The 22,232-nt window shown below is 70.8% G+C and carries 19 protein-coding genes and 1 pseudogene; 9 read left to right on the plus strand and 11 right to left on the minus strand.

The features are described from left to right. Window positions 1-723: DUF5667 domain-containing protein (locus VM324_12520; protein HVM00108.1), on the minus strand; the 723-nt coding region annotated here is incomplete at its 3' end. A gap of 51 nt (window positions 724-774) precedes the next feature. After that, window positions 775-1,338, minus strand: coding sequence for a sigma-70 family RNA polymerase sigma factor (locus tag VM324_12525; protein HVM00109.1), 564 nt, complete (start codon window positions 1,336-1,338; stop codon window positions 775-777). 143 nt (window positions 1,339-1,481) lie between these two features. Here VM324_12525 and VM324_12530 point away from each other — a divergent pair, with 143 nt between their 5' ends. Continuing rightward, window positions 1,482-1,937, plus strand: coding sequence for a hypothetical protein (locus tag VM324_12530; protein HVM00110.1), 456 nt, complete (start codon window positions 1,482-1,484; stop codon window positions 1,935-1,937). A gap of 205 nt (window positions 1,938-2,142) precedes the next feature. Here the strand turns inward: VM324_12530 and VM324_12535 are convergent, their stop codons facing one another. Then, the gene (locus VM324_12535) at window positions 2,143-2,553 is read right to left on the minus strand and encodes a nuclear transport factor 2 family protein (GenBank protein HVM00111.1); all 411 of its coding nucleotides are present in this window, start codon (window positions 2,551-2,553) and stop codon (window positions 2,143-2,145) included. Between the two features lie 298 nt (window positions 2,554-2,851). Between VM324_12535 and VM324_12540 the strand changes: the two genes are divergently transcribed. Next, window positions 2,852-3,277, plus strand: coding sequence for a hypothetical protein (locus tag VM324_12540; protein ID HVM00112.1), 426 nt, complete (start codon window positions 2,852-2,854; stop codon window positions 3,275-3,277). 295 nt (window positions 3,278-3,572) lie between these two features. Here the strand turns inward: VM324_12540 and VM324_12545 are convergent, their stop codons facing one another. Next, the gene (locus VM324_12545; GenBank protein ID HVM00113.1) at window positions 3,573-3,848 is read right to left on the minus strand and encodes a hypothetical protein; all 276 of its coding nucleotides are present in this window, start codon (window positions 3,846-3,848) and stop codon (window positions 3,573-3,575) included. Window positions 3,849-3,971: 123 nt separating this feature from the next. Between VM324_12545 and VM324_12550 the strand changes: the two genes are divergently transcribed. From VM324_12550 to VM324_12560, 3 genes are all read left to right on the plus strand, one after another. Beyond that, on the plus strand, window positions 3,972-5,078 hold the full coding sequence (locus tag VM324_12550) for an IS110 family transposase (GenBank protein ID HVM00114.1): 1,107 nt from the start codon (window positions 3,972-3,974) through the stop codon (window positions 5,076-5,078). A 1,128-nt stretch (window positions 5,079-6,206) separates the two neighbouring features. After that, complete coding sequence (locus VM324_12555) at window positions 6,207-6,428, plus strand: hypothetical protein (GenBank protein ID HVM00115.1); 222 nt, start codon at window positions 6,207-6,209, stop codon at window positions 6,426-6,428. A 135-nt stretch (window positions 6,429-6,563) separates the two neighbouring features. After that, window positions 6,564-6,746 (plus strand): hypothetical protein, encoded by a 183-nt coding sequence (locus tag VM324_12560; protein ID HVM00116.1) that lies wholly within the window; start codon window positions 6,564-6,566, stop codon window positions 6,744-6,746. A 652-nt stretch (window positions 6,747-7,398) separates the two neighbouring features. On the opposite strand, the gene VM324_12565 is transcribed toward VM324_12560, so the two are convergent. The 4 genes from VM324_12565 to VM324_12580 form a co-directional block, all read right to left on the minus strand. Next, a complete protein-coding gene (locus VM324_12565; GenBank protein HVM00117.1) occupies window positions 7,399-7,701 on the minus strand; it encodes a transposase in 303 nt (100 codons plus the stop codon). Next, window positions 7,599-8,498, minus strand: coding sequence for an IS630 family transposase (locus VM324_12570; protein ID HVM00118.1), 900 nt, complete (start codon window positions 8,496-8,498; stop codon window positions 7,599-7,601). Before VM324_12570 ends, VM324_12565 begins: the two co-directional genes overlap by 103 nt. Before the next feature lie 291 nt (window positions 8,499-8,789). After that, complete coding sequence (locus VM324_12575; protein HVM00119.1) at window positions 8,790-9,803, minus strand: DUF11 domain-containing protein; 1,014 nt, start codon at window positions 9,801-9,803, stop codon at window positions 8,790-8,792. A gap of 1,035 nt (window positions 9,804-10,838) precedes the next feature. After that, window positions 10,839-10,961: a hypothetical protein gene (locus VM324_12580; protein ID HVM00120.1), complete on the minus strand. Its 123-nt coding sequence runs from the start codon at window positions 10,959-10,961 to the stop codon at window positions 10,839-10,841. 683 nt (window positions 10,962-11,644) lie between these two features. Here VM324_12580 and VM324_12585 point away from each other — a divergent pair. From VM324_12585 to VM324_12595, 3 genes are all read left to right on the plus strand, one after another. Continuing rightward, window positions 11,645-14,173: a carboxypeptidase regulatory-like domain-containing protein gene (locus tag VM324_12585; GenBank protein HVM00121.1), complete on the plus strand. Its 2,529-nt coding sequence runs from the start codon at window positions 11,645-11,647 to the stop codon at window positions 14,171-14,173. A 629-nt stretch (window positions 14,174-14,802) separates the two neighbouring features. Next, window positions 14,803-15,879, plus strand: coding sequence for a hypothetical protein (locus VM324_12590; GenBank protein ID HVM00122.1), 1,077 nt, complete (start codon window positions 14,803-14,805; stop codon window positions 15,877-15,879). A gap of 838 nt (window positions 15,880-16,717) precedes the next feature. Next, window positions 16,718-17,980: a GTP-binding protein gene (locus VM324_12595; protein ID HVM00123.1), complete on the plus strand. Its 1,263-nt coding sequence runs from the start codon at window positions 16,718-16,720 to the stop codon at window positions 17,978-17,980. A 462-nt stretch (window positions 17,981-18,442) separates the two neighbouring features. On the opposite strand, the gene VM324_12600 is transcribed toward VM324_12595, so the two are convergent. From VM324_12600 to VM324_12610, 3 genes and pseudogenes are all read right to left on the minus strand, one after another. Continuing rightward, window positions 18,443-20,077: a nucleoside recognition domain-containing protein gene (locus VM324_12600; protein HVM00124.1), complete on the minus strand. Its 1,635-nt coding sequence runs from the start codon at window positions 20,075-20,077 to the stop codon at window positions 18,443-18,445. A 113-nt stretch (window positions 20,078-20,190) separates the two neighbouring features. Then, window positions 20,191-20,328: pseudogene (locus VM324_12605) on the minus strand (DUF1059 domain-containing protein). A gap of 106 nt (window positions 20,329-20,434) precedes the next feature. Further along, window positions 20,435-21,547 carry an NAD(P)/FAD-dependent oxidoreductase gene (locus VM324_12610; protein HVM00125.1) on the minus strand — a complete coding sequence of 371 codons (1,113 nt, stop codon included), beginning with the start codon at window positions 21,545-21,547 and terminating at the stop codon, window positions 20,435-20,437. Window positions 21,548-21,864: 317 nt separating this feature from the next. Between VM324_12610 and VM324_12615 the strand changes: the two genes are divergently transcribed. Next, entirely contained in the window at window positions 21,865-22,083 is a 219-nt protein-coding gene (locus tag VM324_12615; GenBank protein ID HVM00126.1) for a hypothetical protein, read from the plus strand. The last annotated feature ends 149 nt before the right edge of the window (window positions 22,084-22,232 follow it).

The raw sequence follows: 22,232 nt of genomic DNA on the forward strand, positions 1-22,232 counted from the left end.
GTCGGGCACCGACGGCGCAGGTTGGGGGGTGTCTGGTGATGTCGGGGGCCGCGGGCCGAGGCGGGCGTCGGCGGCGGACAGGGCAGCGCGGGCTTGGTCCGCGGCGACCTCGGGCAGGCCCTGCTCGACCAGGAGGGCCAGGCGCCGTCGGGCCACGATGGCGGCGGCGTCGACGCGGCCGGCCAGCTGCGTGTCGGCGCCGGCCAGCTCGCCTGCGCGGGCCAGCAGCCGGGCGTGGGCGGCGATCGCCTCGGCGAGCAGCGCCGGGTCGTCGCCGTGGTCGGCCAGGGTCGCGGCCTCGTCCAGCCGGCGATCGGCGAAGGTCAGGTGGCGTTCGACGGTGCGTGCTGGGGGCAGGGGTGCGGCCAGGACCAGCTGCTCGGCGGCTTGCTTGAGCGGGTACAGGGTGTCGCCGGGCACGGTGTGGTGGGACGCCGCCACGGCGCCCGAGGCGCCCATGACGACCACGAGCCCCGCCGCGGACAGGGTCGAGGCCAGGCGCCGACCCAGGCTGGGGGGTGCCGCCGCGTGCGTGGAGGCGGGTGCGCTCGCCGGGGCGTGCGCGGGGGTGGGCAGGGCTGCGGCGCGCGCACGGATGGCCTGCAGGTGGCGGGCGCGCACCGCGGGATCCAGCACTGGCGCGGTCAGGCTGGCCTGCAGGCGTGCGGCGATCTCGGCGTGGTCGCCGCCGTCGCCGGGCTGGTCGTCGGGGGGCCTGGTCATCTCGATCGGACAGCGCGCCAGGGCGGGGAAAGGGTACGGGTCACGGTGAGATCACTCTGGTCCGGTGTCAGGGTGGTCGGGGTCGAGGATGCGTTTGAGCGCTGCCAGGGCGCGGTGCTGCAACGCCTTGACCGCACCCACACTGCGCCCGGTGATGTCGGCGACCTCGCGGCTGGTCAGCTGCGCGGCGAAGCGCAGGCTGAGCACCTCCTGCTGGTCGGCGCTGAGGCGGGCCAGGGCCGCTCGCACCACCGCGTCGCGCTCGCCGGCCAGGTAGCGCTCCTCGGGGCCCGGCTCGGGGGCGGCGCGGCCGGCCGCGCGGGTCTCGTCGAGCGCGACGTCGCCGCGGCGGGTGGCCTTGCGCTGCTCGTCGATGAGGTTGTTGGCGGCGGCGCGGAACAGCCAGGCGCGTACCCCGTCGGCTCCGCCCCGCAGGGCCGGGGCGTACTCCACCAGCTCCAGGAACGTCGCCTCGACCATGTCCTCCGCCAGGGCGGGATCGCGGCTGCGGGCCAGCAGGAACCGGTACAGCGGCGTGGCCATGACCTCATAGCAGCGGGCGAGGGCGTCGGGATCGCGGGCATGGATGCCGGCCACGACGTCGTCAGGGAACACCGCGCCAGCCTGTCCACACCCCCGACGCTGCGCAACCCGCCGAACGCACCCGGTGAGATTGTTCGCCGCCGGCCGTATCCCCGCGGCGGTCTCGTGCGCTGTCGGGATACCTGCCTCCCAAGGCCACCCATAAGGAGTCCGCAATGCGACGCACCGCCACCCTCGCCCTGACCGCCGCGCTGATGATCGCCGGCGCGCCCGCCGTCCTGGCCCAGCCCGGACCGCCCAGCGACATCCCCGCGCCACCCGCCCAGGCACAGGGCTCACCCGCCACCGGCCAGGAGCGCTCCGCGGAAGCCCGCGCCCACGCCAGCGAGCAGTCCGGCATCGACGTGCCCGCCAACGACCAAGCCCGCGAGGACGGTCGCGCGTTCGGCGAGCAGCGCGCTGCAGACGCCCGCGAGCGCGAAGCCCACGAGACCGGCGACGTCACCGAGCCGGTCGACAACCAGGACATCCACGGCCAGGACCTGCCCGAGGTCGACGATGTGGAGCTGCCCGGGCTGCCCGAGCAGGCCGCCCAAGCCCGCGGGGTGCTCGCCACGATCGCCGACGCACTGAAGTCGGCACTGAACACCATCAAGAGCCTATTCAGCTAAACGAGCGACCCCCGGCGTCACCCCAGCCAGCCCCAGACGCCGCGTCGCGTCACCGGTCCCTCACGGTGGCACGGCGCGGCTGCTGTCGTCCCTGAGTTGCGGTACGGCGCCTTGGCGATCTGGAGTAGGCAACGACACCGTCCAAGCGAGGGTCGCGTTGTACACGCCCCGTAGCGGCGGACCCCCGAAGGTTGCCGCAGACCGGTCAGTCACTGGCTGATGGCTGGCCCGTCATCTTCCGCACGGCTGCGTCGATGCCTTCGTGTGCAGCCTCCACCGGCTCGATGTAGAGCCGACCCCAGCCGATGCGACCTTCTCGCACGCCGACGATGATGACGCCCGCCATGTCCAGGACTTCACCGTTGGCTCGTGTGCCGGTCCAACGCCACTCGGACCATTCCTGCCCCTGATCCTGGCAGCGGCCCCGCAGTTCCGCTGCGAAATCGGGCACCCCCGCGAATATCGCGGACCAATTCGCCCGCACCTGCTCGCGGCCCCCGAAACCGCGCCCTGGATGGACCGGCTGCTCGCTGTGGTAATCGTCGTGGAAGCAGTCGAGGAACGCCTCGAGGTCGTGGGCGTTCATCGCGTCCCGCAGCCGGATTGTGACCGTCATGGCAAGCTCCTTCAGTGGCCTGGTGACGCCATTGTGGTCGACTCCGAAGCGTGCTGCTTCGGAGAAGAGGCCTGACATCACGCCCGCACCTGGTGGTGTTCGCCCGGGTGTTCGCCCGTGCGAGGCTCCAGGAGGCCGTCACGTCGGGTGACTGGCACTCTGACAGTTCGCCTACACCAGGTCAGTCGGCTCAGCGATGCCATCGCTGCGATTGAACCCGCTCCGTCAAGGCGGGCACCATCCCGCTTTCCTGACTGTCTCATCGGTCCCCGACGTTGCTCACACGAGGAGGTGGCACATGGAGCTCGTCCCGCTTGGTGACCTGCGCCTGACCTACACGACCCTGGAGTCGATCGACTACGGCCCGGACGGGCAGCTTTACGGGACGATGGAAGGCCGTTTCCAAGGCGATCGCGTGGCCGGTGAGCTGCGCCTGACGAACCTGGCCGCCCGGCGCGGGGACAACGTCAATCTGCCCACGCTTCGCGGTGTCCTCACTACCGACGACAACGCCGTCGTATGGATCGAGTTTGATGGCATTGCCACCCTGCGCCAAAGCGACCGGGCGCGGGTGTTCACAACCGCGGTCCGGTTCCGCACGGGAACACAAGATTACCTCTGGCTCAACGGTGTCTTGGGGGTCCTGGAAGGCATACTCGACACCGTTGCAGTAGGCGGCATCGCTCGGGGGCGTGTGTACGCATGTCACCCCACCCTCACCTAGCCCTGGAGCACGGTCCACCAGCGATGACCAGGACCTCCCCAGTGGCAAGCGGTCTGATACCGGCGCCTACCACAGGGGTTGCGGCGGCTCCCCGAGGGGTTGTGAGGCCACTGGAACCGTCGGAGTCCGGCGGCCACCCAAAGGTTGATCGGCTCCTGTTGGCTTTCACCCGTGGCGAGATGTCGGACGGTTCGGTGTTCCTATGTGGCTGTACGGTGGTGGGCTGCTCCTTGGTCGGACTGCATGGGCTGCTGGCCCGCTCCCTTTGTCCTCCGGGTCAGGGGGAGGGCGGGGTTCACAGCCATCCGTCGGCCGATACGGTTCCGTCGAGGGATCCACCGCCCCACACGAACAGTTGCTTACCGGGAAGGACGGTGGCGTGGCCTTGGTCGGCCAGCGCCGGGTTGTCGTCTATGGGTGTCCATTGGTTCGCGGCGGGGCGGTACAGCCAGCCGTCGGCCAAGACGGCCTCGTCGGAGCGGACAACCCAGCTTGCAGCCGGGGTGGCCTTGGCAGGCTCGGATGGTGCGTCGGGCAGGTGTGACCAGGTGCCGGCGGCCGGGTCGAGCATGCCGCCTTCAGGGTAGGCGCGGTCCTAGTCCTCAGCCATCATGGAACGGCCGACCCCTTCCGCAATGTTCGTGGGTCATCCACGATCGGCGCGGAAGGTGCCACATACGGATAGGAGTCGGCCGTGACCAGTATCCACGATCCCGAAGCGGTCCACCTGGGTTTGGACGTGCACAAGGACACGATCTCGGTGGGCCTGCTCGAGCCGGGCTGCCAGATCCCGGTGGTCGACAAGATCTTCCACGACGAGGCGTCGGTGCGACGCCTGATCGCGCAGTTCCCAGACCGGGCTCGGCTGCGGGTGTGCTACGAGGCCGGCCCGACCGGCTATGAGCTGGCGCGGCTGCTGGCGTCGATGGGGGTGGCGTGTGAGGTGATCGCCCCGTCGTTGATCCCCACCGCGCCGGGTGACCGCGTCAAGACCGACAAGCGTGACTGCCGGCGGCTGGCGCGCCTGCACCGCGCCGGCGAGCTGGTCGCGATCCGCATCCCCACGGTGGCCGAGGAGGCGGTACGCGACTTGTGCCGGGCGCGCGCCGATCTGGTCGATGACCGTGACCGGGCGCGCAAGCGGCTGCTGGCCTTGTTGCTACGCCACGCCCGGGTGTACCGGGCCGGCAGCTACTGGACCCACAAGCACGACCAGTGGCTTGCCGCCCAACGCTTCGACGAGCCCGCGCTTGACGCCACGTTCGGCCACTACCGGGCGGTGCTTGCCGCCCGCGACGCCGCAGTGGCCGCCGCCGAGGCCGACTTGAAGGTCTGGTTCGACCGCGACCCGTTCGCCGACTGTGTGCACCGCCTGGGCGCCTACCGCGGCATCGCCCACCTGGGCGCGTTGACGTTGGCGGCCGAGGTGTGTGACTGGCGGCGGTTCCCCCGAGCGACGACGTTCATGGGCTTCACCGGGCTGGTGCCCTCGGAGTACTCCCGCGGCGGCTCGACCCGCCGCGGGCACCTGACCAAGACCGGCAACGCCCATGTGCGCACCCAGCTGGTCGAGTCCGCGTGGGCCTACCAGCACCGCCCCGCCGTGGGCGCGGCGCTGCGCCGCCGCCAAGACGGCGTGTCGCCGGAGACCGTCGCGCGGGCGTGGAAGGCCCAGACACGTCTGTGCGGGCGGTTCCGACGCATGGCCGCGGTCAAGGACACCAAGTCGGTGGTGGCCGCCGCGATCGCCCGTGAGCTCGCCGGGTTCGTGTGGGCCGAGATGACCAGCGACGTCAACTGACAGGCAGATGATCACGATGCGCCTGCTGGCTGATCGGCCCCACCGGCGCATGCAGCTGTGCAGAACGTGTCGGGCCGCCGCCGTGGCAGAACCGATCCCCGTCCTAGCTATGCCCACCCCCCGGGGCACGGGCGGATTTAGTCAGGGGCACCTTCTGCGAATGACCGACCTGCGGTTTCGACCCGCGTACCTCAGAGTGGCGGTCCCAGCCGATCCACCCGAGGCCCGACACGTCCTGCCCCACCCTCAGGAGCAACCGCTACGACCCACCCCACCAGCAACGCGGCCTGCCCGCCTCTTCGCTTGCCATCCTGGATCGTCGCTGCTCACGGTCAACATCGTTCGTCCTCGCTGCGCTGCGGGCGCTGCATGTTGACCGCTCCCGACGCGACGATCAGTTCGGCAGCTACGAAGCAACCAGGCCGCTGAACCATCAGCACACGGCAACCCCCGGCTACAGGAGGGCTCTATGCAAACCCGTCTCAAGTCAAGGCACCAGGTTCCTCTTGACGGGCCGTTCCACCTCCAGCTAGGGGTTGGTCTGGCCACCGTCGCTGGTGCCGAGGGCGAACCACGAGCTGTTCCAGAAGCTGACCGCCCGCTCTGGTGGGGTTCGGGATGCGCCGCCAGGTCCGGCCCCCGGGTCGTAGGCGGCGGCGTGGTTCAGGCTGGGTGGAACACCGGGCTGGTCCACGAGGTCTCAGCGCCCCCCGAGGGTTTCTCCCTGCCACCCCAAGTAGCCGTCGGGAGACTGCCCACCGGTCAGCCGCGCCTCAACTCCGAGGAGGCGGGGTTGCGCCGGGCCGCGGCCTTCTTCCAGAGCGCCAGGCGTGTCTGACGAGCGGGGTCCGACCGCCGGCTTCGACCCCCAACAGCTCGTTCGCGTGCTGGACCGCCACGGCGTCGACTATGTCGTCATCGGCGGGGTGGCCGCACGGCTGCACGGCTCGCCCTCTCTCACCGAAGACCTCGACCTCACGCCGGAACGCTCGGAGGGCAACCTGCGGCGGCTCGCCGGCGCGCTCGCCGAGCTCGGCGCACGCCTGGGCGCCCCGGACTCCGAGGAGGGCCTCGCCATCCCGCTCGACGAGGGGACGTTCAGCTCACCGGTCATGACGTTCGTGACGCGTGCGGGGCTGGTGGGACGTGAACCTCGAGCCCGCCGGCATCGGCGGTTACGAGCGCCTCGTCGACCGCGCCGTGGACTTCGACGTTGCCGGCATACGGCTTCGCGTCGCCGCGTTGGACGACATCATCCGGTCCAAGGAGACGTCGGCGCGCCCCAAGGATCGTGCGCAACTGGAGATGCTGCGTGACCTCGCTGATGAGCTCGAGCGGCGGGCGCGCTGAGGGCCGCTGCAACGGCACGCCGCCCAGCAACGCCCTGCCAGGGCGGGGAGGCCGGTCGCTACCCGCCGGCCAGGCTGCCCACACCCGCACCCACGGGCTCGAGGGCTGGCTGAACGCTGCCGTGACGAGCTCGGCATGGGTCTATCCGAGGACGAGCTCGGTGACCTGTCCGACTGGAACGACGAGAGCGACATCAACGTGCTGCTCGTGGCGGCTGGCCTGCCGGACACCGCGCGGGAGCGACTGGCCGGTGTTGCTTTGCCGGAGGATCGAGTGCGTGCACCCGGTCGTGTGGTCGGTGGCGGACTGACAGCGTGAGCGCCGGCGCGGCAACCCGACCGCGACGGACCGGCCCTCGCGCGACGGTCCGATAGGGTGCAGCGGCTGGGAGCGCAGGGGCCGCGGACGGCAGGCGCGACCTCACAAACGCGACGGTGCCGCTCAGCTGCGGGGTGTATGACCGACGCGCCCTGCACGGTGACCGAGCTCCGTACCGATCCCTCACGCCAGCGCCCCGCCATCGGCGTCATCGACCTGTACCGCTGTTGAGTGACCGAGCTCCGTACCGATCCCTCACGCCAGCGCCCCCTCGGTGTGCACCCCGATCCGGCGGAAGAGCACCGCAGGGCCATACACGGCCTCTGCGGCGTCGATCGGCGCGTCCTGCGGGCTGTTGGCGGCGTCCCCTGCCAGCGTGACCGTGAGTTCCGGTCCTCGGTCGCTGGGGGGGACCGCCCAGGCTGACGTTCGAGTAGTAGCCGTATAGGCGCTGCCGGTCACGCCGTGACCTCGGCGACCGCCGGGAACAGCCCGCCAACGAAGACCGTCCCGACATGACGACGAAGACGACGATCGTGGCGGAATACGCCCGAGTCAACCACTCTGCCATGTCGCATCCTCCGTAGGGCGGCATGGCGATCACTGCAAGTAAAGCCCGCCTGCTACGCGCGTGCCGCAGACTAGTGCCCCTTCACGCAACCTTGTTCAGGTAATGGGGCTGTCGTAGATGACGGATGGACGAGTTAACCGCGAAGTCGCGCTTGGGGGTGGCGCGGCGGTTGCGCCAGCGGATGTAGCCGCGGATGGCGGCGGCTTGTTCGGCGTGGTCGGCGTAGTCGCTGCCGTTGAGGGTGAAGTAGCGCAAGGCGGTGAACTCGGATTCGATCCAGTTCAGCCAGCTGGCGTAGGTGGGGGTGAACACGAGCTCGACGTCGTTGGCCCGGCACCAGTCGCGCACTTCGGCGCGGCGGTGGGGGGAGAAGTTGTCCAGCACGATGTACAGGCGCTGGCCGGGCCAGCGGGCGCGCAGGATCTTGAAGAAGGCCAGGACCTCCTGCCAGCGCTTGCGGGCGTGGATGCGGTAGACATCTGGCCGCTGGCAAGGTCGAGGGCAGCCAGCATCTGGCGTACCCCGTGGGGTCGGGTGTAGGTGGCGCGCAGCCGGACGGGACGGCCTTTGGGGTACCAGCCGCGCCCGGGGTGGGGCTGCAGGTTCAAGGGCCCGAACTCGTCGAAGCAGATGACCCGCCCGTCGGCCGGCGGGTGGTCGTACAGGTCCAGGACGCGGTTCTTCTTGGCCTCGTAGTCGGGGTCGGGGGAGGCCTTCCACGTCTTGGTTGCTTGGAAGGTGATGCCGAAGCCGGCAAGGACGCGTCGCAGCCCCTCGACGCTGATCGCCTCGACCACACCGGTGTCGATCAGGTGGTCGCGCAGCTTGGCCAGGCTCCAGGTCGTAAACGGCAGGCCCAGGTCAGGGGGTCGGCTGAGCGCGACCCGGCGGATGGCCCGCCGGGTGGCGTCATCGATCTTGGGGGGCCGACCCCCGCTCCATTTTGGGTCCAGCGCGGCGAACCCCTTGTCGTTGAACGCGTGGATCACCTCGCGGACGTAGCGGTCGGAGAACGCGGTCAACGCGGTGATGTCGGGCACGGACCGGCCCTGGGTCGACATCTGCACGATCATCGCTCGGCGCAGCCGCACCGGGTCACGGCTGCGGCGGGTGATGCCCACCAGTCGTTGGCTCTCCTCGTCGGTCAGCGCCCGCACGAACACCTCCGGCTTGCGCGCCACTGCACACCTCCTGCTGACAGACCGATGATGCGGACCGTCAGCAGTGTTCAACACCAGCCTCAGAAGTTGACGGATTTAACGCACCAACGTTCCGAGAAGGGGCACTAGCTGGCGGTAGCGGACCGTACGTTCCCTAGATGCGTCGCGCACCCTTATAAGCCAAGCGCCGACGGGGAAGCCGGCGCATCGTCAGTCGACACGTCGCCCTCTGGGAGACGTTATGCGCAGGTCGTGCAACGGGAGGGGCGGGCCGGTCCCGCCCCTTCCGTACACCGAAACGGCAGGCGGCCCCTACTGGACGGCGGTGCTCTCGGTCGCCGTGTTGTTCGCCGGATTGCTGTCGGTCTCGGCGGAGGACACCGTCGACGTGAGGCTCATCGTCGTCGCCGCGCCGCGCTTCAGCCTGGGCGCCTGCGCCACGACGGTGACCATCACGGCGTCACCGCCGGCGATGGCGCCGAGGTCGCATCCAGGTCTTCTTCCCTTTACCGTGCAGGTGCCCTGCTCCGGCACCGCCGAGACGATCTTGCTCCCGCTCGAGGCGGTGTTGACAAGCCGCACCTGCGTGGCGTCGACGTCGCTGAGGTTGTCCACCACGACGGTGTACGTCACTCGCCCGCCACCGGCCACCGGGTCAGGATCGTCCGTGATCGACACGGCGAGGTCGGTCTGTGGACGCTCCGTGAGCGTGAGCGGCCCGCAAACGGACTGGCCGACGATGAGCTCGCCCCTGGCGAAGGGCCCCAGGAAGTAGGCATGCACGGCGTTGACGGTCAGTCTCCCGTCAGCTCCGGGCACCTGCTCGTTGAAGACGTACCTGAAGTTTTCCTGGGTGTTGCCAAGGTGCAGGTGACCCTCGACGACGTAGCCGGCGGGCGGGTTGACCGGGATGCTCACAACCCCCTCGTCGTGGTCCTGGGCCTGAGCATGTGTACGGATCCTGCCGTTGGTGATCGTCGTGCCGCCGGTCACGCCGGCTTCCGTGGCGGTGCAGGTGCTCTGGACGCGGTCTGCGCTGAAGACCTCAGAACCTCCCCGATTGACGTTCGCGATGTCGGTTGAGCTCGTCACGGACCCGTTCGGCCCGAGACTTCCCGCAGTCCTCACGGTGATCTCGCCCGACGTGAAGAGCGTGGCTGGACCGGCGTACACCGCACCCTCGGGCTGGGTGGCGGTCTGTGGGCTGTTCGAGGCGTCAGACGCCAGCTCGACCACCGGAGTCGGTCCGACCTCCGGCTGCGGATCGCTGCCGAGAATGAGATCGAAGGCGTGGTAGCCGAATGCGCTGCCCCCCACCGCCGTCACGTCAGCGTGATGCGCGAGCGCCCCTTGCCCACCCAATAGCAGCGCTGCACCGACGAGAGCGGCGACGAGTGCCCGGCTCCGTACACTGTGACTAGATCGTGACATGATTTCCCCCTTGCGTTGAAAAACCCACCTTAGAGGCCGACTCCCCGCAAAACCCTTGCCCCTCAAGAGACACGATAGTGGAACACCCAAACGACGATAAGTGTGCGGAGCACTTACCGATGCGGGGGAACCAGGCCGGAGTTGTGGCAGACGGCCCCGTCGGAAAGGCGCGCGTGCTACGGGGAGGCCAAGCGGCGTACCTCGACCCCCGCCTGCCGGCCGGTGATGAACGCGTGCTTGTTGTAGGGCGTCGGGGATCCCCGGGCAGACCCCCTTCCGTGGGGTACCACCCGTCGAAACCTCCTTGCGAAAGACGAAGAACATCCTCGTGTAGCAGAGGAGTTCGGCGTCGTCCCGACCGGCCGGCCCCGGATACAGCGAATGAGCAGGTCGTAGGTGCCCTGGGTCTTGATCCCGAACAGCCGCACGAGGTCGACCACCTGCTGGTCGAGCTCCACACCCCTGCGCGGTTGGCAGCGATGAGCTCGGCAGTGCGGGCGGGACGCTGTCGTGGATCGCTCCGGAAGGGGTCGATGACATCGTTCCGCACGCCTTCCACCGGCGCCTGGCCGCCGTCGAGCCGCCCGGCGCGCACGGCCACGAGCTGGTCGTCGACCGTGATCATCTCGATGCGCCGCACGAACGGTCGGCCGAGGAAGTAGTCGTCGTTGGCGTCGAAGGCGAGGCGGCCCTGGGGGAGGTCTCGGGCCACGAGCCGATAGGGGCCGGTGCCGATGAGCGCCTCGTCGCCGGTCGCGGCCTGCGGGTTGTCGATCTGTGACCACACGTGTTCGGGGATCATGGGAACCGAGCCGAGCACCGCCTTCTCGAAGGTGACGTCCGGCTGCCCCAGGCGGATCTCCACCGTGCGCTCCCCCCCTCGGTCACCTCGGCGACCCTGTAAAACGCCGGCCGTCGTGCCAGATGGCGTCACGCAGGCTGGAGCGACGTGTGCACGAGCCCGTCCTCCGACCTCTCGTGGCGCGAGGCCAGCCGCGGCAGCTGCTCGCCCGTCGAGTCGGCCCACAGCAGGGTGTCGAACAGGTAGCTCATGCGCCGGCAACCGGGCGCGGCGATGTATGCGAACGGGTTGACAGCCCGAACTGCCTGCCCTGAACGCGGGGGGTCGGACCACCTGCATGGCCGTTGAGCGCGTCGTGCCGTTGCGGGTGCATGCCGCCACGACGGCGGCACCAAGCGCCCCCGCCGCCCCACGCAGGAAACGCCCGCCTGCCGAGGAGGTTCACCTGCTGTCGCTGGGCCACTCGGCCACCCTTTGGCCGACCGCTTGCTCCTGCGCGCTGGCGTCCGCCCCGATGGAGAAGGCGGGGGCGCGCACTTCAGCAGGGACATGCCCGTCGCGCTGGCCGGTACGGTCGCTACAACGTTGGATGGTCCCTCCTCGAAGGCTGCACCGCTATTTGCCGGACAGATGCCGCGGCGCCTCCAGGAGATACCGTGACATATCTCACCTACAGTAAGGGTATTTCGCGGACAGGAGGGATTCGAAGGACCGCTGCAGGCGGAAGCGGATGGCATGGACCGTTGCGGACGACTGACATTAGGTAGCTCCTACCGATGCCAACCGTTGATGCCGTGCACACTCTTGCAAGTGCGGAGAGTATGTGGCCGCACCGGACGGGAGTTTCGTTGCCCTGACGACGTCGGCCACGACGGGAGAAGCGCCCTTCATGAAGGGCTGATACCGGTCTGGGAAGACCGGCAAGGAGGCGGGAATGGAACAGCGAATCTCTGGCGTGCGCCGACTTGGCGTCGCGGGGCTCACCGTAGCCCTTCTGCTGGCGTGGCTCGTGACGACCGCTCCGGCGGCTGACGCCTTCGGCTCATCCCAGCCGGCGCCGCTGCCCGCGGTGAGCGCCGGCGGCTATATGACCTGCGCCCTCACCGCGGACGGCAGGGCCGTCTGCTGGGGTGAGAACCAGGGCCTTTCCGGTGACGTCAACACCGGCAACGGCATGGCAACCCCACCGGCGGACGTGCGCTTCAAGGAGGTCAACGCCGGCTACGGCGTCGCCTGCGGCGTCACGACCGCGGATGCGGTGGTCTGCTGGGGCAACGACAACTTCAACAAGGTCAGCCAGGTCCCCGCAGGCACGTACACCCACGTGGCGCCGGGCCTGAACTTCATCTGCGCGCTGCGCACCGATCAGGGCATCACGTGCTGGGGGGGTGACACCGTCGACACCGACCACAAGGTCGTGCGGGACGCCCCGACCACCGGCGCCTACACGCAGCTCGCCATGGGCATCCGCCACGCCTGCGCGCTGCGCAGCGACGGCACCGTGGTGTGCTGGGGGCACAACACCGGGACGGAGGGCCAGACGATCGTCCCGCCGGGGGTGTACCGCTACGTGACCTCGGGCAACTTCACCAACTGCGCGATCCGTACCACGAGCGACGCCCTCGACGGCAGCGTGGTGTGCTGGGGACGCAACAACGGCAGCCAGGTCACGACCGTGCCGGCCGGCGCGTTCGCGACGGTCAACGCGGGCTTCGGGCACGTCTGCGGGCTGCGGCCTGACAGCACCGTCACCTGCTGGGGGCGAAGCACCGAGGGCCAGACCGCCACGCCGCCGGGGACGTTCACCTACGTGACCGCCGGCACATTCCACACCTGCGCCATGTCGACCGCCGGTCCACCCGCGCTGTGCTGGGGCAGCAACAACGCCGCGCCGTCGACCCACATGGGGCGCGTCCAGCCGATCCTCAGCAACGCCCCCCCGCCGGCGGGCACGCTCGGCGAGTCCTACAGCTACCAGCTGCCCATGGTCACGCACGTGTCCCCGGCACCGACGTTCACCCAGACCGCCGGCGACCTGCCCCCGGGCGTTACCTTGAACCCGCAGGGGCTGCTGTCGGGCACGCCCACCCAGACCGGCGACTACACCTTCACGGTCGCGGCCAGCAGCCTGGGCATGTCGCCACCCGACTGCCCGATGGGCGCAACCGGCTCCCTGTCGTGCACCTTCGGTGACCCGACGTCGGTGGCGACCGCCACGCGGGTGTTCACCATCGGCGTGACGGAGGCCCCGCCGGGCGCCATCACCGGTCAGGTGACCGGCGCCGACACCGGCGCGCCCCTGGCCAACGCCACCGTGACGGCCCGGTTCCCGGGCGGCACCCAGGCCGGGCAGGCCACCACCGACAGCGGGGGCAACTACACGATTCCCGACCTTGTCGCCGGCGACTACACGGTGACAGCCGCGGCCACCGGGTATGTGACCTCCGCGCCGCGCGCCACCAGCGTCACGTCGGGCCAGACCACGACGGTGGACATCCGCCTGGAGCGTGAGCAGCGCCCGACGGTCGTGGGCGTGTGGAACAACCACTGGGAGACGGTGACCGACGGACTGTTCGTTGAGTGGAGCGAGAACATCCGGGCCAACCCGGCCAGGCCGATCCCGTGGGCGGACTACACGATCCACGAGCGGCCCGACTGCAGCGACAGCGCGATTGCGCATGGCCAGCCGAACCAGGCTGGAGGCAACTGGACCCCCCAGCGCCCGACCATCCGCGACCTGGTGGTGGAGGGCTGGGGGAAGGTCACCCCCGGTGGGACGTACTACCTGCGGGTGGCGCCCAACGTCGAGTTCGGCACGGTGTCGCAGCTGTCGAACGACCTCGTGCCCTGCTTCCAGTTCGTCTCCCAACTGCGGCCGGTGGACGACTCTGCGGTGGCCGGCCTTGTGACCAGCACCGCCACCGGAGCGCCGATCGCCGGCGCCACCGTGACGGTGACTCGCACGCAAGGTCTGCCGGGCAGCGTGGCCGGCCAGGGCACGACCGACGCGAACGGCCAGTACCGGATCGAGCAGCTCGCGCCCGGTCCGTACAACATCACGGCTTCCGCCTCCGGGTACAAGGCCAGGACGGAGACGAGCGTGGGGCTACAGGGCGGCCAGACCCGTACGGTCCACTTCGCCTTGCAGCCAGGAGGTATCACCGGCACGGTGACCGACAGCCGCAACGGGTCACCGATTGCCGGAGCGACGGTGACGAAGGTGGCAGCCGACGGTAGCCAGTCGACCACGACCACCGGCGCGGACGGGAAGTACACCTTCCTCGCGGTGCCCGCAGGCCAGTACACGGTGAAGGCGGCGGCCGACCAGTATCAGCCGGCCCAGGCGACGGCAACGGTCACCGACGGCGAGATGACGACGGTGAACTTCGCCTTGCGGCCCGGCTCGACGCCCCCGGCGAAGCCGAGCGATCCCAAGCCGCCGAAGCCGCCACGCCCGCGGTAACGAACGAGGGGTCACGGCAAGACCGAGAGTCGGAATCTCGGGCGGGGGGGCCACGGCCCCCCCGCCATTTCATGGAACCGCCGCCGCTTCCGTCGGTCAGCGCCGGCGGCTACATCACGTGTGGCGTCACCCGAGGACGGCACCGCGGGTGCTGTGCGTCGGCGTATACGGCACAGGCACGACCGGCAAGGTCATCGGCGACCCCGCGTGCGGGCCGGGATCGCTGCCCGGCGTGAACGAAGCCGGCGTGCCCTGCCAAGGGGCCCACGCCGGGGCTCCCAGTGGCGTTGGAGGACGTATTCAGCTACCACCCCTTCTCACCGACCGACCCGGCGATCACCGAGACCGGCGACGTCCGCCCTTTCCAAGGGTTGCGCTGGCAGTAGCCCGTGAGCATGAGCCCCACGATCGCTACCATCTCTCCGCCTCGAGGCAAGGGGACGGGTGGGAGAACGTGTGATCGTGGGCAGCCTGGCGATCGTACGGCGGTCGGTTGTCCCACGCATGGCCGGCGCCGGGCCAGACGCCGCAGCGACAGGGCGACCGAAGGCGCTCACCTGCCTTGACAAGGGGCGACGCCGCGAGATACATTGCATATGATATTCATTCCTAGAAGGGCTACCATACGCATGCGTGTCCTGCTCGCCCTGTCGTTGTCGGCCACGCTGCTGGCGGTCGGCGCACCCGCAACGGCCGACGAGTCGGCTGTCGCCTACGACGTCATCGACCTCGGCACGCTCGGCGGGACGGCGAGCTTCGCGCTCGGGGTGAACGCCCGCGGCGAGGTGGTCGGCACGTCGAGGACCACCACGGGGACACGGCCGCAGTACGCTTTCTCCTGGCGCGGCGGCGCGCTGCGCCAGCTCGATCAGCTGCCGGGCAGCACGTTCAGCAGAGCGTTCGCCGTCAATTCGCGCGGACAGGCGGTGGGCGAGGCGTTCACGCCGTCGCCGGAGCGTTCCCGGGCCGTGCGGTGGGACGCCGACGGGCGCATCGAGGACCTCGGGACGCTGGGCGACGCCACCGGCGCGGTCGCGAACGACCTGAACACCCGCGGGCGGGTCGTCGGCACGAGCGGCGGCCACGCCGTCGTGTGGGGCGCGGCGGGCGCGCAGGCCGTGGGGTCCCTGAGCGACGCACCCGGTGCCACCAGCCGCGGCAACGCGATCAACGAACCCGGCGCGGTCGCCGGCACCGCGCAGACCGACGTGCTGAGCGCCAGTGGCCAACGGGTATCCCACGCGTTCGTCGCCACGCCGCATAGCGGCGGCTACACCCTGACCGACCTCGGGTCGCTGGGCGGTGAGGCCGCCTACAGCACCGCCTTCGGCCTGAACGATCGCGGGGACGCGGTGGGCGAGTCGGTCCCCGCGCCCGGCGGCTCCACCTACCGAGCCACGCTGTGGGTCGACGGCCGGACGGTCGACCTCGGCACCGTCGCGGGGTTGCGCCACAGCCGGGCGGACGACGTGAACGACCGTCGGCAGGCGGTGGGCCACGCCAGCGGCTTCTACAACTTCCCCACGATCGACGGCGTCGCGGTGCTGTGGGAACACGGGCAGGCGGTCGACCTCAACACCCGCATCCCGGCGGCCAGCGGCTGGGTCCTGCGCCACGCCCAGAGCATCAGCAACCGTGGCGAGATCGCCGGGTACGGCACCCGCGACGGCCAGACACGCGCCTACCTGCTGCGGCCGCGTTCCTGACCCTCGTTCACGCCCGCACCCCCTCGCCGTCACGGGCAGGCGCTCCACGGAGACGGGCGTGCACGTGGGGGTCGTCGGTGCGTGCATGCCCGCAGGGTGTGGGCGTGGCCACGGCGCTCGCGGAGCAACCGGCACGCCGCCTGGGCCCACTCGACCGCCATGCCCGCAGGCTGCCCGGGTGGTGCCAGCGCGCCGGAGCGATCGGCACGCGACGGTTGTGTTGCCCCGGGCTCGGTGAACGCCCCTGCCAGACGAGTCGGTCGCCGCGGCCCGCCAGCGTGTCGCTGTCGTGGGTGCCGGGCGCTCCGGCGCGGGCCCTGCATCTGCTCGACCTGGGCGCACGGGCCGACCTGTTCGCGCATCGACATGGGCCGCCCGTGGAACGCGGCAGGTCGAGATCGACCAGGAGCGGACGACAGCGACACGGCGAAGCCGGTCGCCTCGTACACCACCGGCTAGGGGCCGTGCTCCTGGTCGCCGGTCACGACGTGCGCAGCGACGGGCCTGGACGACGCGGAGCGGACCACAGGGCCGCAGTGCGCGCAGCCCGCCGGCCACGGCCGGGGTCGTCGTCCCGGTGCGCGCCTCGCGCAGCCGCTGCTACCGGCGCGCCGGCCGGCGGCGCCGTAGCGGCGCAGGTACTCCCGGCCGAACCAGACGGGTTCGACGTCGGTAGCGCGCTCGCGGAAGTTCGAACTGGGTCTGCGGGCCGCACCCCGTGGGGCGCTCAGCGAGCCGCCGAGCGCCTGATGGAGGCCGTCACTGCCTGACTGCTGTGGCTACCGGCGCGGCCCGGCTCCGTGGTTGCACATGACAACGCTTATCATATACTCACGACATGGTGCAGCGTCCCGGACTCCACCCCGACCGATCCGTCCCCCTGCCCGTGGTCGTCGTCTCCGGGTTCCTGCGCGCCGGCAAGAGCGATGTCGTCGCCCGGCTCGTGGCCGGCTCGGCACTACACGGTATGGACTGGTGGGTGCAGAGCTTGGCGGACCCCCGCGACGAGCACGCGGTGCGCCGCAACGCCGCCTGGCGCCGCATCGCCAGCCGGCTACCGGACACCGGCGGGTGTCTGTGCTGCGCCCTTCGCCACGACCTCGTCGCCGCGGTAGAGCGCGCCGCCGCCGACCGACGGGTCGAGGTGCTGGTCGTCGAGTGCGACGGCACCGCCGTACCGTCGGCCGCCACCGAGGCCATCTGCGCCGTCGAACACGTCTCCGGGCTGGCCCGGGTCCACACCGCCCTCACCGTGGTGGACGCCGCCACGTTCGTCGGCGACCTCGAACGCGACGACCAGGTCAGCGCTCTCGGTCTGCCCTGGTGCGGCGAGGACCTGGCGGTCGCCGAGTTGCGCGTCGCGCAGGTCGAACACGCCGACGTGGTCGCCGTGCACGGGGACCAGCCCTACCTGGGCACCGCCGTGGCGCTCGTGCGCCGCCTGAACCCGCGCGCCGACCTGGTCACCGGCGAGGTCTGCGCCGAAGCCGTCCTGGCCCGACCACGCTTCGACCCCGACCACACACCGAGAGCCGGCGACCACGCCCTGGCTCTTGCCGACGACCTGGCGGGCGCCGGGCCGGCGCACCAAGTGTCGTCGGTGGTGTACCGCGCGCGCCGGCCCTTCCATCCCGCCCGCCTGGACGCCGCGCTGCCCGTTCCCGCCGGCCGGGTGCTACGGGCGCAGGGGATCATCTGGATCGCCACCCGCCCGCAGCTGGCCCTGCGCTGGCACCAGTGCAGCCCGGCCACGCACATCGAGCCGACCGCGACGTGGCTGGCGAGCCAGCCGCTGCCCGCCTGGAGGTCACTGGACGACGCCGAGCGCGCCACCGTGCTCCTCGACTGGGACCGCCGCTTCGGCGACCGCGAGAACCACGTGGTGTTCACCGGCATCGACCTGGACACCCACTGCGTGCACCGCACACTGGACGCCTGCCTGCTCACCGACGCCGAACTCGCCGGGGGCCCGGAGGCCTGGCGGCAGCTGCCCGACCCGTTCCCGGACTGGGACGACGAGGCCACGGCCCAACTGCCGGTCCGCCGCCCCCCTCCCCCTGCCGCGCGAAGCGCCACTGCACGCCAGGGCCGGCCGGCCTGACCCACCTCCAGACCGGTGTGCGGCCCGACGAGGCCACCACCGGCCCGGCGCAGCCGCTCGACCACGCCGGGCGCGTCCGGGACGACTCCCTCAGGCGGGACCCGCCGGCTAGTACTGGGCCTTAAGCAGGCGCAGCGGGATGCCGTCGCAGGTCGGACAGAAACCATCCTGCTTCGTCTTGACCGTGCAACCAGGCACGGTGCACACGTACACGCCCCGATTGGGCTTCGTGAAGCGCTCCAGCAACTTCATTCGTTCCGTCGACTTGGTTCTCACCCTGTCACCCTCCATCTGCGTGCGGACTGTGAGCTGACGGCGCACCATCAGGCGGCGGCTGACCGCCGGTGAGTCGCCTGGAGGCGAGCGCCGCAACCCACCTTACATGCTAAGCGTAATCGTTACTATCTACCGTGCGCCCCGCAACGCGACGCCGGACCCAGAGGCGTCGGTCCAGCCAGGTGCTCACCACCCGAGGGCGCGAAGCCCCCAGCCGAGCAGCGCCGCGAACATCACCGCCGCGGCCAGTTGGCGCGCCACGAGGGCTGCGGTGCGCCGCCAGCCGCGCTCGCGTGCGATGGTGAGCGCCGTGACCAGGCAGGGCAGGGCCACGCCGGCCAGGTACACCGCCGTCAGCAGCTGGCCCCCCGACAGGGCCGCAAGCACGCTCGGCTCGGCGAGCAGCAGGATGCCGTCCTTGCGGATGGCGGCCATCACCGTGGGCAGCGCCGCCTCGGGCGGCAGGGCCACGGCCCCCATGACCGGCGCCAGGGCACCCGACAGGACGTCGAGCAGCCCGAAGGCCGCCAGCAGCGACGCCACGACGGCGATCGCCATGAACACCGGTACCGCCTGGCGCAGGAAGTGCCCGAGGCTGCCCGACGCCTCGCGCCACACGTCACCGGCGCGGGGCCAGACGAGGAACGCCCGGCGGTCGAGCAGCAGCAGGTTCCGGCGCGCGCGGGCGGCGGGGTCGGCCACCATGCAGGTGTAGAGCAGGGTCGTGCTCACCAGCACGACGAGGTAGGGCCACACCAGCCCAGGCCGGCCCCCGGCGGCGAGGACGGCCAGGGTCGCGCCGAGCTGGTAGGAGCAGGCCGACCCGAACGCGATCGCGGCGATGGTCGTGTCGCGCGAGCAGCCCGAACAGGACCGCGTCGCCACCACCGCCGGCACGTTGCACCCGAAGCCCATCAGCACCCGCACGACGTCGCGGCCCTCCAGCCCCACTGGCCGCACGAGCGGGTGCACCGCCGCGGTCAGGCGATCGGCGAGCCCGCTGGTCTTGTAGGCGCCGAGCAGCAGCGCGTACACGGCAACCGTGGGCAGCGCCCACACCAGCAGCAGGGGTCCCATGGTCAGCAGGCCGAAGTCGCCGGCGACGATCTCCGCCAGCGGGAACGGCCACCCGGTGACCAGGGCTGCTGCGCGCTCGGTCAGCGCCTCCACGGGAGCCTGCGCCAAGCCGGCGACGAGGTTGGCCGCCCACACCGCCACGACGGAGGGGATGACGAGGGCCAGTGCGGCCACCGTGGGGCCGACCCGGCGGCGCTCGAGCACCGTGGGACGCGGGTCGATCCGCCAGCCCACCCGCAGGCGCGGCGTGTCGCCGGTGAGCTGACCGGGACCGGCCAGTGCCCGGTCGATCGCCGCCGCCTGGCCGGCACTGGGGTAGCGCGCGTCCACGCCCACGACGGGCACCCCCAGCTCGGTGGACAGGGCGGCCAGCGCCAGGCAGGCGCGCTCGTCGGCGTTGACCTTGTCCCAGAACGTGACCGCCACGGCCGCGCGCTTGCCGGCGAGCAGAGGCAGCAGCAGGACCAGGTGGTCGTCGAGGCGGGTCGCGGCCGCGCAGACGAGCACGGTGTCGTGCGCCCCGAGGGCCTTTATCGCTGCCCCGATCGTCGCGGCATCCGAGCCGCGCACCAACCCGGGCGTGTCGACCAGCGTCCGGGACGGGCCGTGGTAGCACTCCACGGCGACGGTCGACCCCCGGAGGTTCTCCCCACGGGGTCGGCCCCCCGTCAGGGTCGCGGCCAGGGTGGACTTACCAGCGCTCTCCGCGCCGACCAGCACGACGGTCGGTGCGCTGGTGACCATGGCCCCTCCTTGACGAACGGCCGCACCGACCCGCGTGAGCGGGTCCCCTCACCGTGGACGGCAGGGGACCCGGATGAGCGCGCAACCTCAGGACCTGAGGCCAGGCGGTCGGCTTACACGGCCCTCACGTTGCGCAGCACGAAGCGCTGCAGCGTCTTGCTCATGAGCTGAACGTTGTGCTTGGTACGCAGGCACTGGGTCACCTGCTCGAGCACCTCGTCCTCGGTCGATGCCGTGTAGTGGCACTTGCAGACCGCGCCGACCTCGTTTCACCGGAACTCGTACGCCACGCGTTGCCTCCTTCGTCGTCGCCGGTACAGCAGGGAGAGCATATCTGATATCCGTTGTCATTGTCAATCAGCAGGCGCAGTCGCCGTGGCAGCACGCCAGGTCGTCGAGCAACATCCCGGCCGACCGGTAGGCCTCGAGTGGCTCGGTGTCCAGGCCCAGCCGCTGTCCCACGGCGCGGGCGACGACGGCGAAGCGCTGCCGGAACTTGTAGACGAAGCAGAACACGAGTCCCTCGTGGGCTACCTCCGGACCGGCGAGGTGCAACCCCGGCGCCAGGGTGGAGCCGTCGCCGTCGTCGAGCATCACGTCGCCGTCGGCGTCGCGTTCGAACAGGTCGCACACCGGCCCCAGGCCGCTGGAGAAGCCCGTCGCCAGCAACGGCTGGCCGTCGCAGGTCCAGCGCCGCCCGTCGGCGGCCGAGACGACGTACCCGTCGCCGCCACGGTCGACGGCCACGATCTCCGCGCCGCCCACCAGGTCCACCAGGCCGGTGTCGAGTGCGACGGCGAGCCGGTCACGGGTGAACGGTGACAGCGTGGCGCTCGGGTCGCTGGCGTGCTCGTGCCACGGCTCGCCGCGGTCGAGGACCACGACTTCCCGCCCGGCCGCCGCGAGGTGGACCGCGGCGTCCGCGCCGCTCTCGTAACCGCCGATGACCACGTGGCAGGTCCCGTCGAGCTTGGCGTAGGCGGGGACGTCCACGGTGTGCAGGGCCACCTCGGCGGTGGGGAACGGGTGGCGGCGCGGGGTGGCGTACTCCCCCACCGCCCACACGACGGCTCGCGCCATCAGCGGCCCGGCGCTGGTCGACAGCAGGAAGCCGGGCCCGTCGGGCACGACGCCGAACACGTCCACCCCGCTTCGCACCGCGACCTCGTGGTGCTCGGCCACGAGCCGCAGGTAGTGGGCGTACTGGGTGCCGGTCGGGTGTTCGGTGGCCAGCGTGTAGGCGGGCGAGGTCGTGGGCGTGATGGCGTTGAGGTCGACCGGTCCCCACGCGTTGCTGGTGAACGACGGTGTGATCAGCCGCATCTCCGCCGGCCACCGGTCAAACGACGCCCCTATCCCGTGGCGGTCGAGAACGGCGACGCCCTCGGCGCCGATCGTCCCCAGGGCGATGGCGGCCCCAAGACCCGCAGGGCCAGCGCCGACGACGGCGACGTCAAGGTCGGGTTGCACGGCAGGGCTCCTCGGTCATCGGCTGCGGGCAAGCACTGTGACGGCGCAACAGTATCAGTAATGGCAATCATTCGCGACTACGGGGCGATCCCTTCCCGCTGCTACATCGCGGGCAGCGCCATACCGACGGCCTCACGCGGCCAGGGGCGCGACGGCTGCCATGACGGAGGACGCGTTGTACGCCGTCGAACATCCACCCATATGCGGGTCGGGTTGACGACAGTCGCTGGCGGCGAGGCGTTGCGGGAACGGGTGACGATCCTGACGGGGACCCTGCGCCAGGTCGGCGACCGGCTGCCCAGCGGCTCGGCGGGATCGTGGTGCTCAACGGGCTGGGGCACTTCGAACCGGCGGAGCTGGAAGAGTTCTGGCAGTTCGCGGCCCAGTACCTGGTGCCGGCGGCGCGCAGGCAGGAGAGTGCTCAGTGGGCCGTGGTGGGGCCGCGGCAGGTCACCGAAGCCGCGACCGCTGTCGGGCTGGAAGCGTCGGGCCAGAACCTCGACTGGAGCATGTTCAGCTTTCGGCAGGCACGGTGAGGCTGGCGACGAAGAGGTCCTGCTCCAGCCAGACGGCGGCCTCGACCCCGGCGCCTGCGCCGGGCGAGGCGGTCACGGGTGGCTTTGCGACGGATGGAGGTGGCGACACTTGGTCGCGTCGCCGGCCAAGACGGCGGAGATCTTGTTGC

The organism is Egibacteraceae bacterium (assembly GCA_035540635.1).
In the GTDB taxonomy this organism is placed as follows: domain Bacteria; phylum Actinomycetota; class Nitriliruptoria; order Euzebyales; family Egibacteraceae; genus DATLGH01.

Excerpts from the sequence above, each read along its gene's own strand:
- VM324_12590 (HVM00122.1), top strand. The coding sequence starts at position 14,803 with ATGCGTGTCCTGCTCGCCCTGTCGTTGTCGGCCACGCTGCTGGCGGTC.
- VM324_12600 (HVM00124.1), bottom strand. The coding sequence starts at position 20,077 with ATGGTCACCAGCGCACCGACCGTCGTGCTGGTCGGCGCGGAGAGCGCT.
- VM324_12545 (HVM00113.1), bottom strand. The coding sequence starts at position 3,848 with ATGCTCGACCCGGCCGCCGGCACCTGGTCACACCTGCCCGACGCACCA.
- VM324_12530 (HVM00110.1), top strand. The coding sequence starts at position 1,482 with ATGCGACGCACCGCCACCCTCGCCCTGACCGCCGCGCTGATGATCGCC.
- VM324_12580 (HVM00120.1), bottom strand. The coding sequence starts at position 10,961 with ATGAGCTACCTGTTCGACACCCTGCTGTGGGCCGACTCGACGGGCGAG.
- VM324_12595 (HVM00123.1), top strand. The coding sequence starts at position 16,718 with ATGGTGCAGCGTCCCGGACTCCACCCCGACCGATCCGTCCCCCTGCCC.
- VM324_12585 (HVM00121.1), top strand. The coding sequence starts at position 11,645 with ATGGAACAGCGAATCTCTGGCGTGCGCCGACTTGGCGTCGCGGGGCTC.
- VM324_12560 (HVM00116.1), top strand. The coding sequence starts at position 6,564 with ATGGGTCTATCCGAGGACGAGCTCGGTGACCTGTCCGACTGGAACGAC.
- VM324_12535 (HVM00111.1), bottom strand. The coding sequence starts at position 2,553 with ATGACGGTCACAATCCGGCTGCGGGACGCGATGAACGCCCACGACCTC.
- VM324_12540 (HVM00112.1), top strand. The coding sequence starts at position 2,852 with ATGGAGCTCGTCCCGCTTGGTGACCTGCGCCTGACCTACACGACCCTG.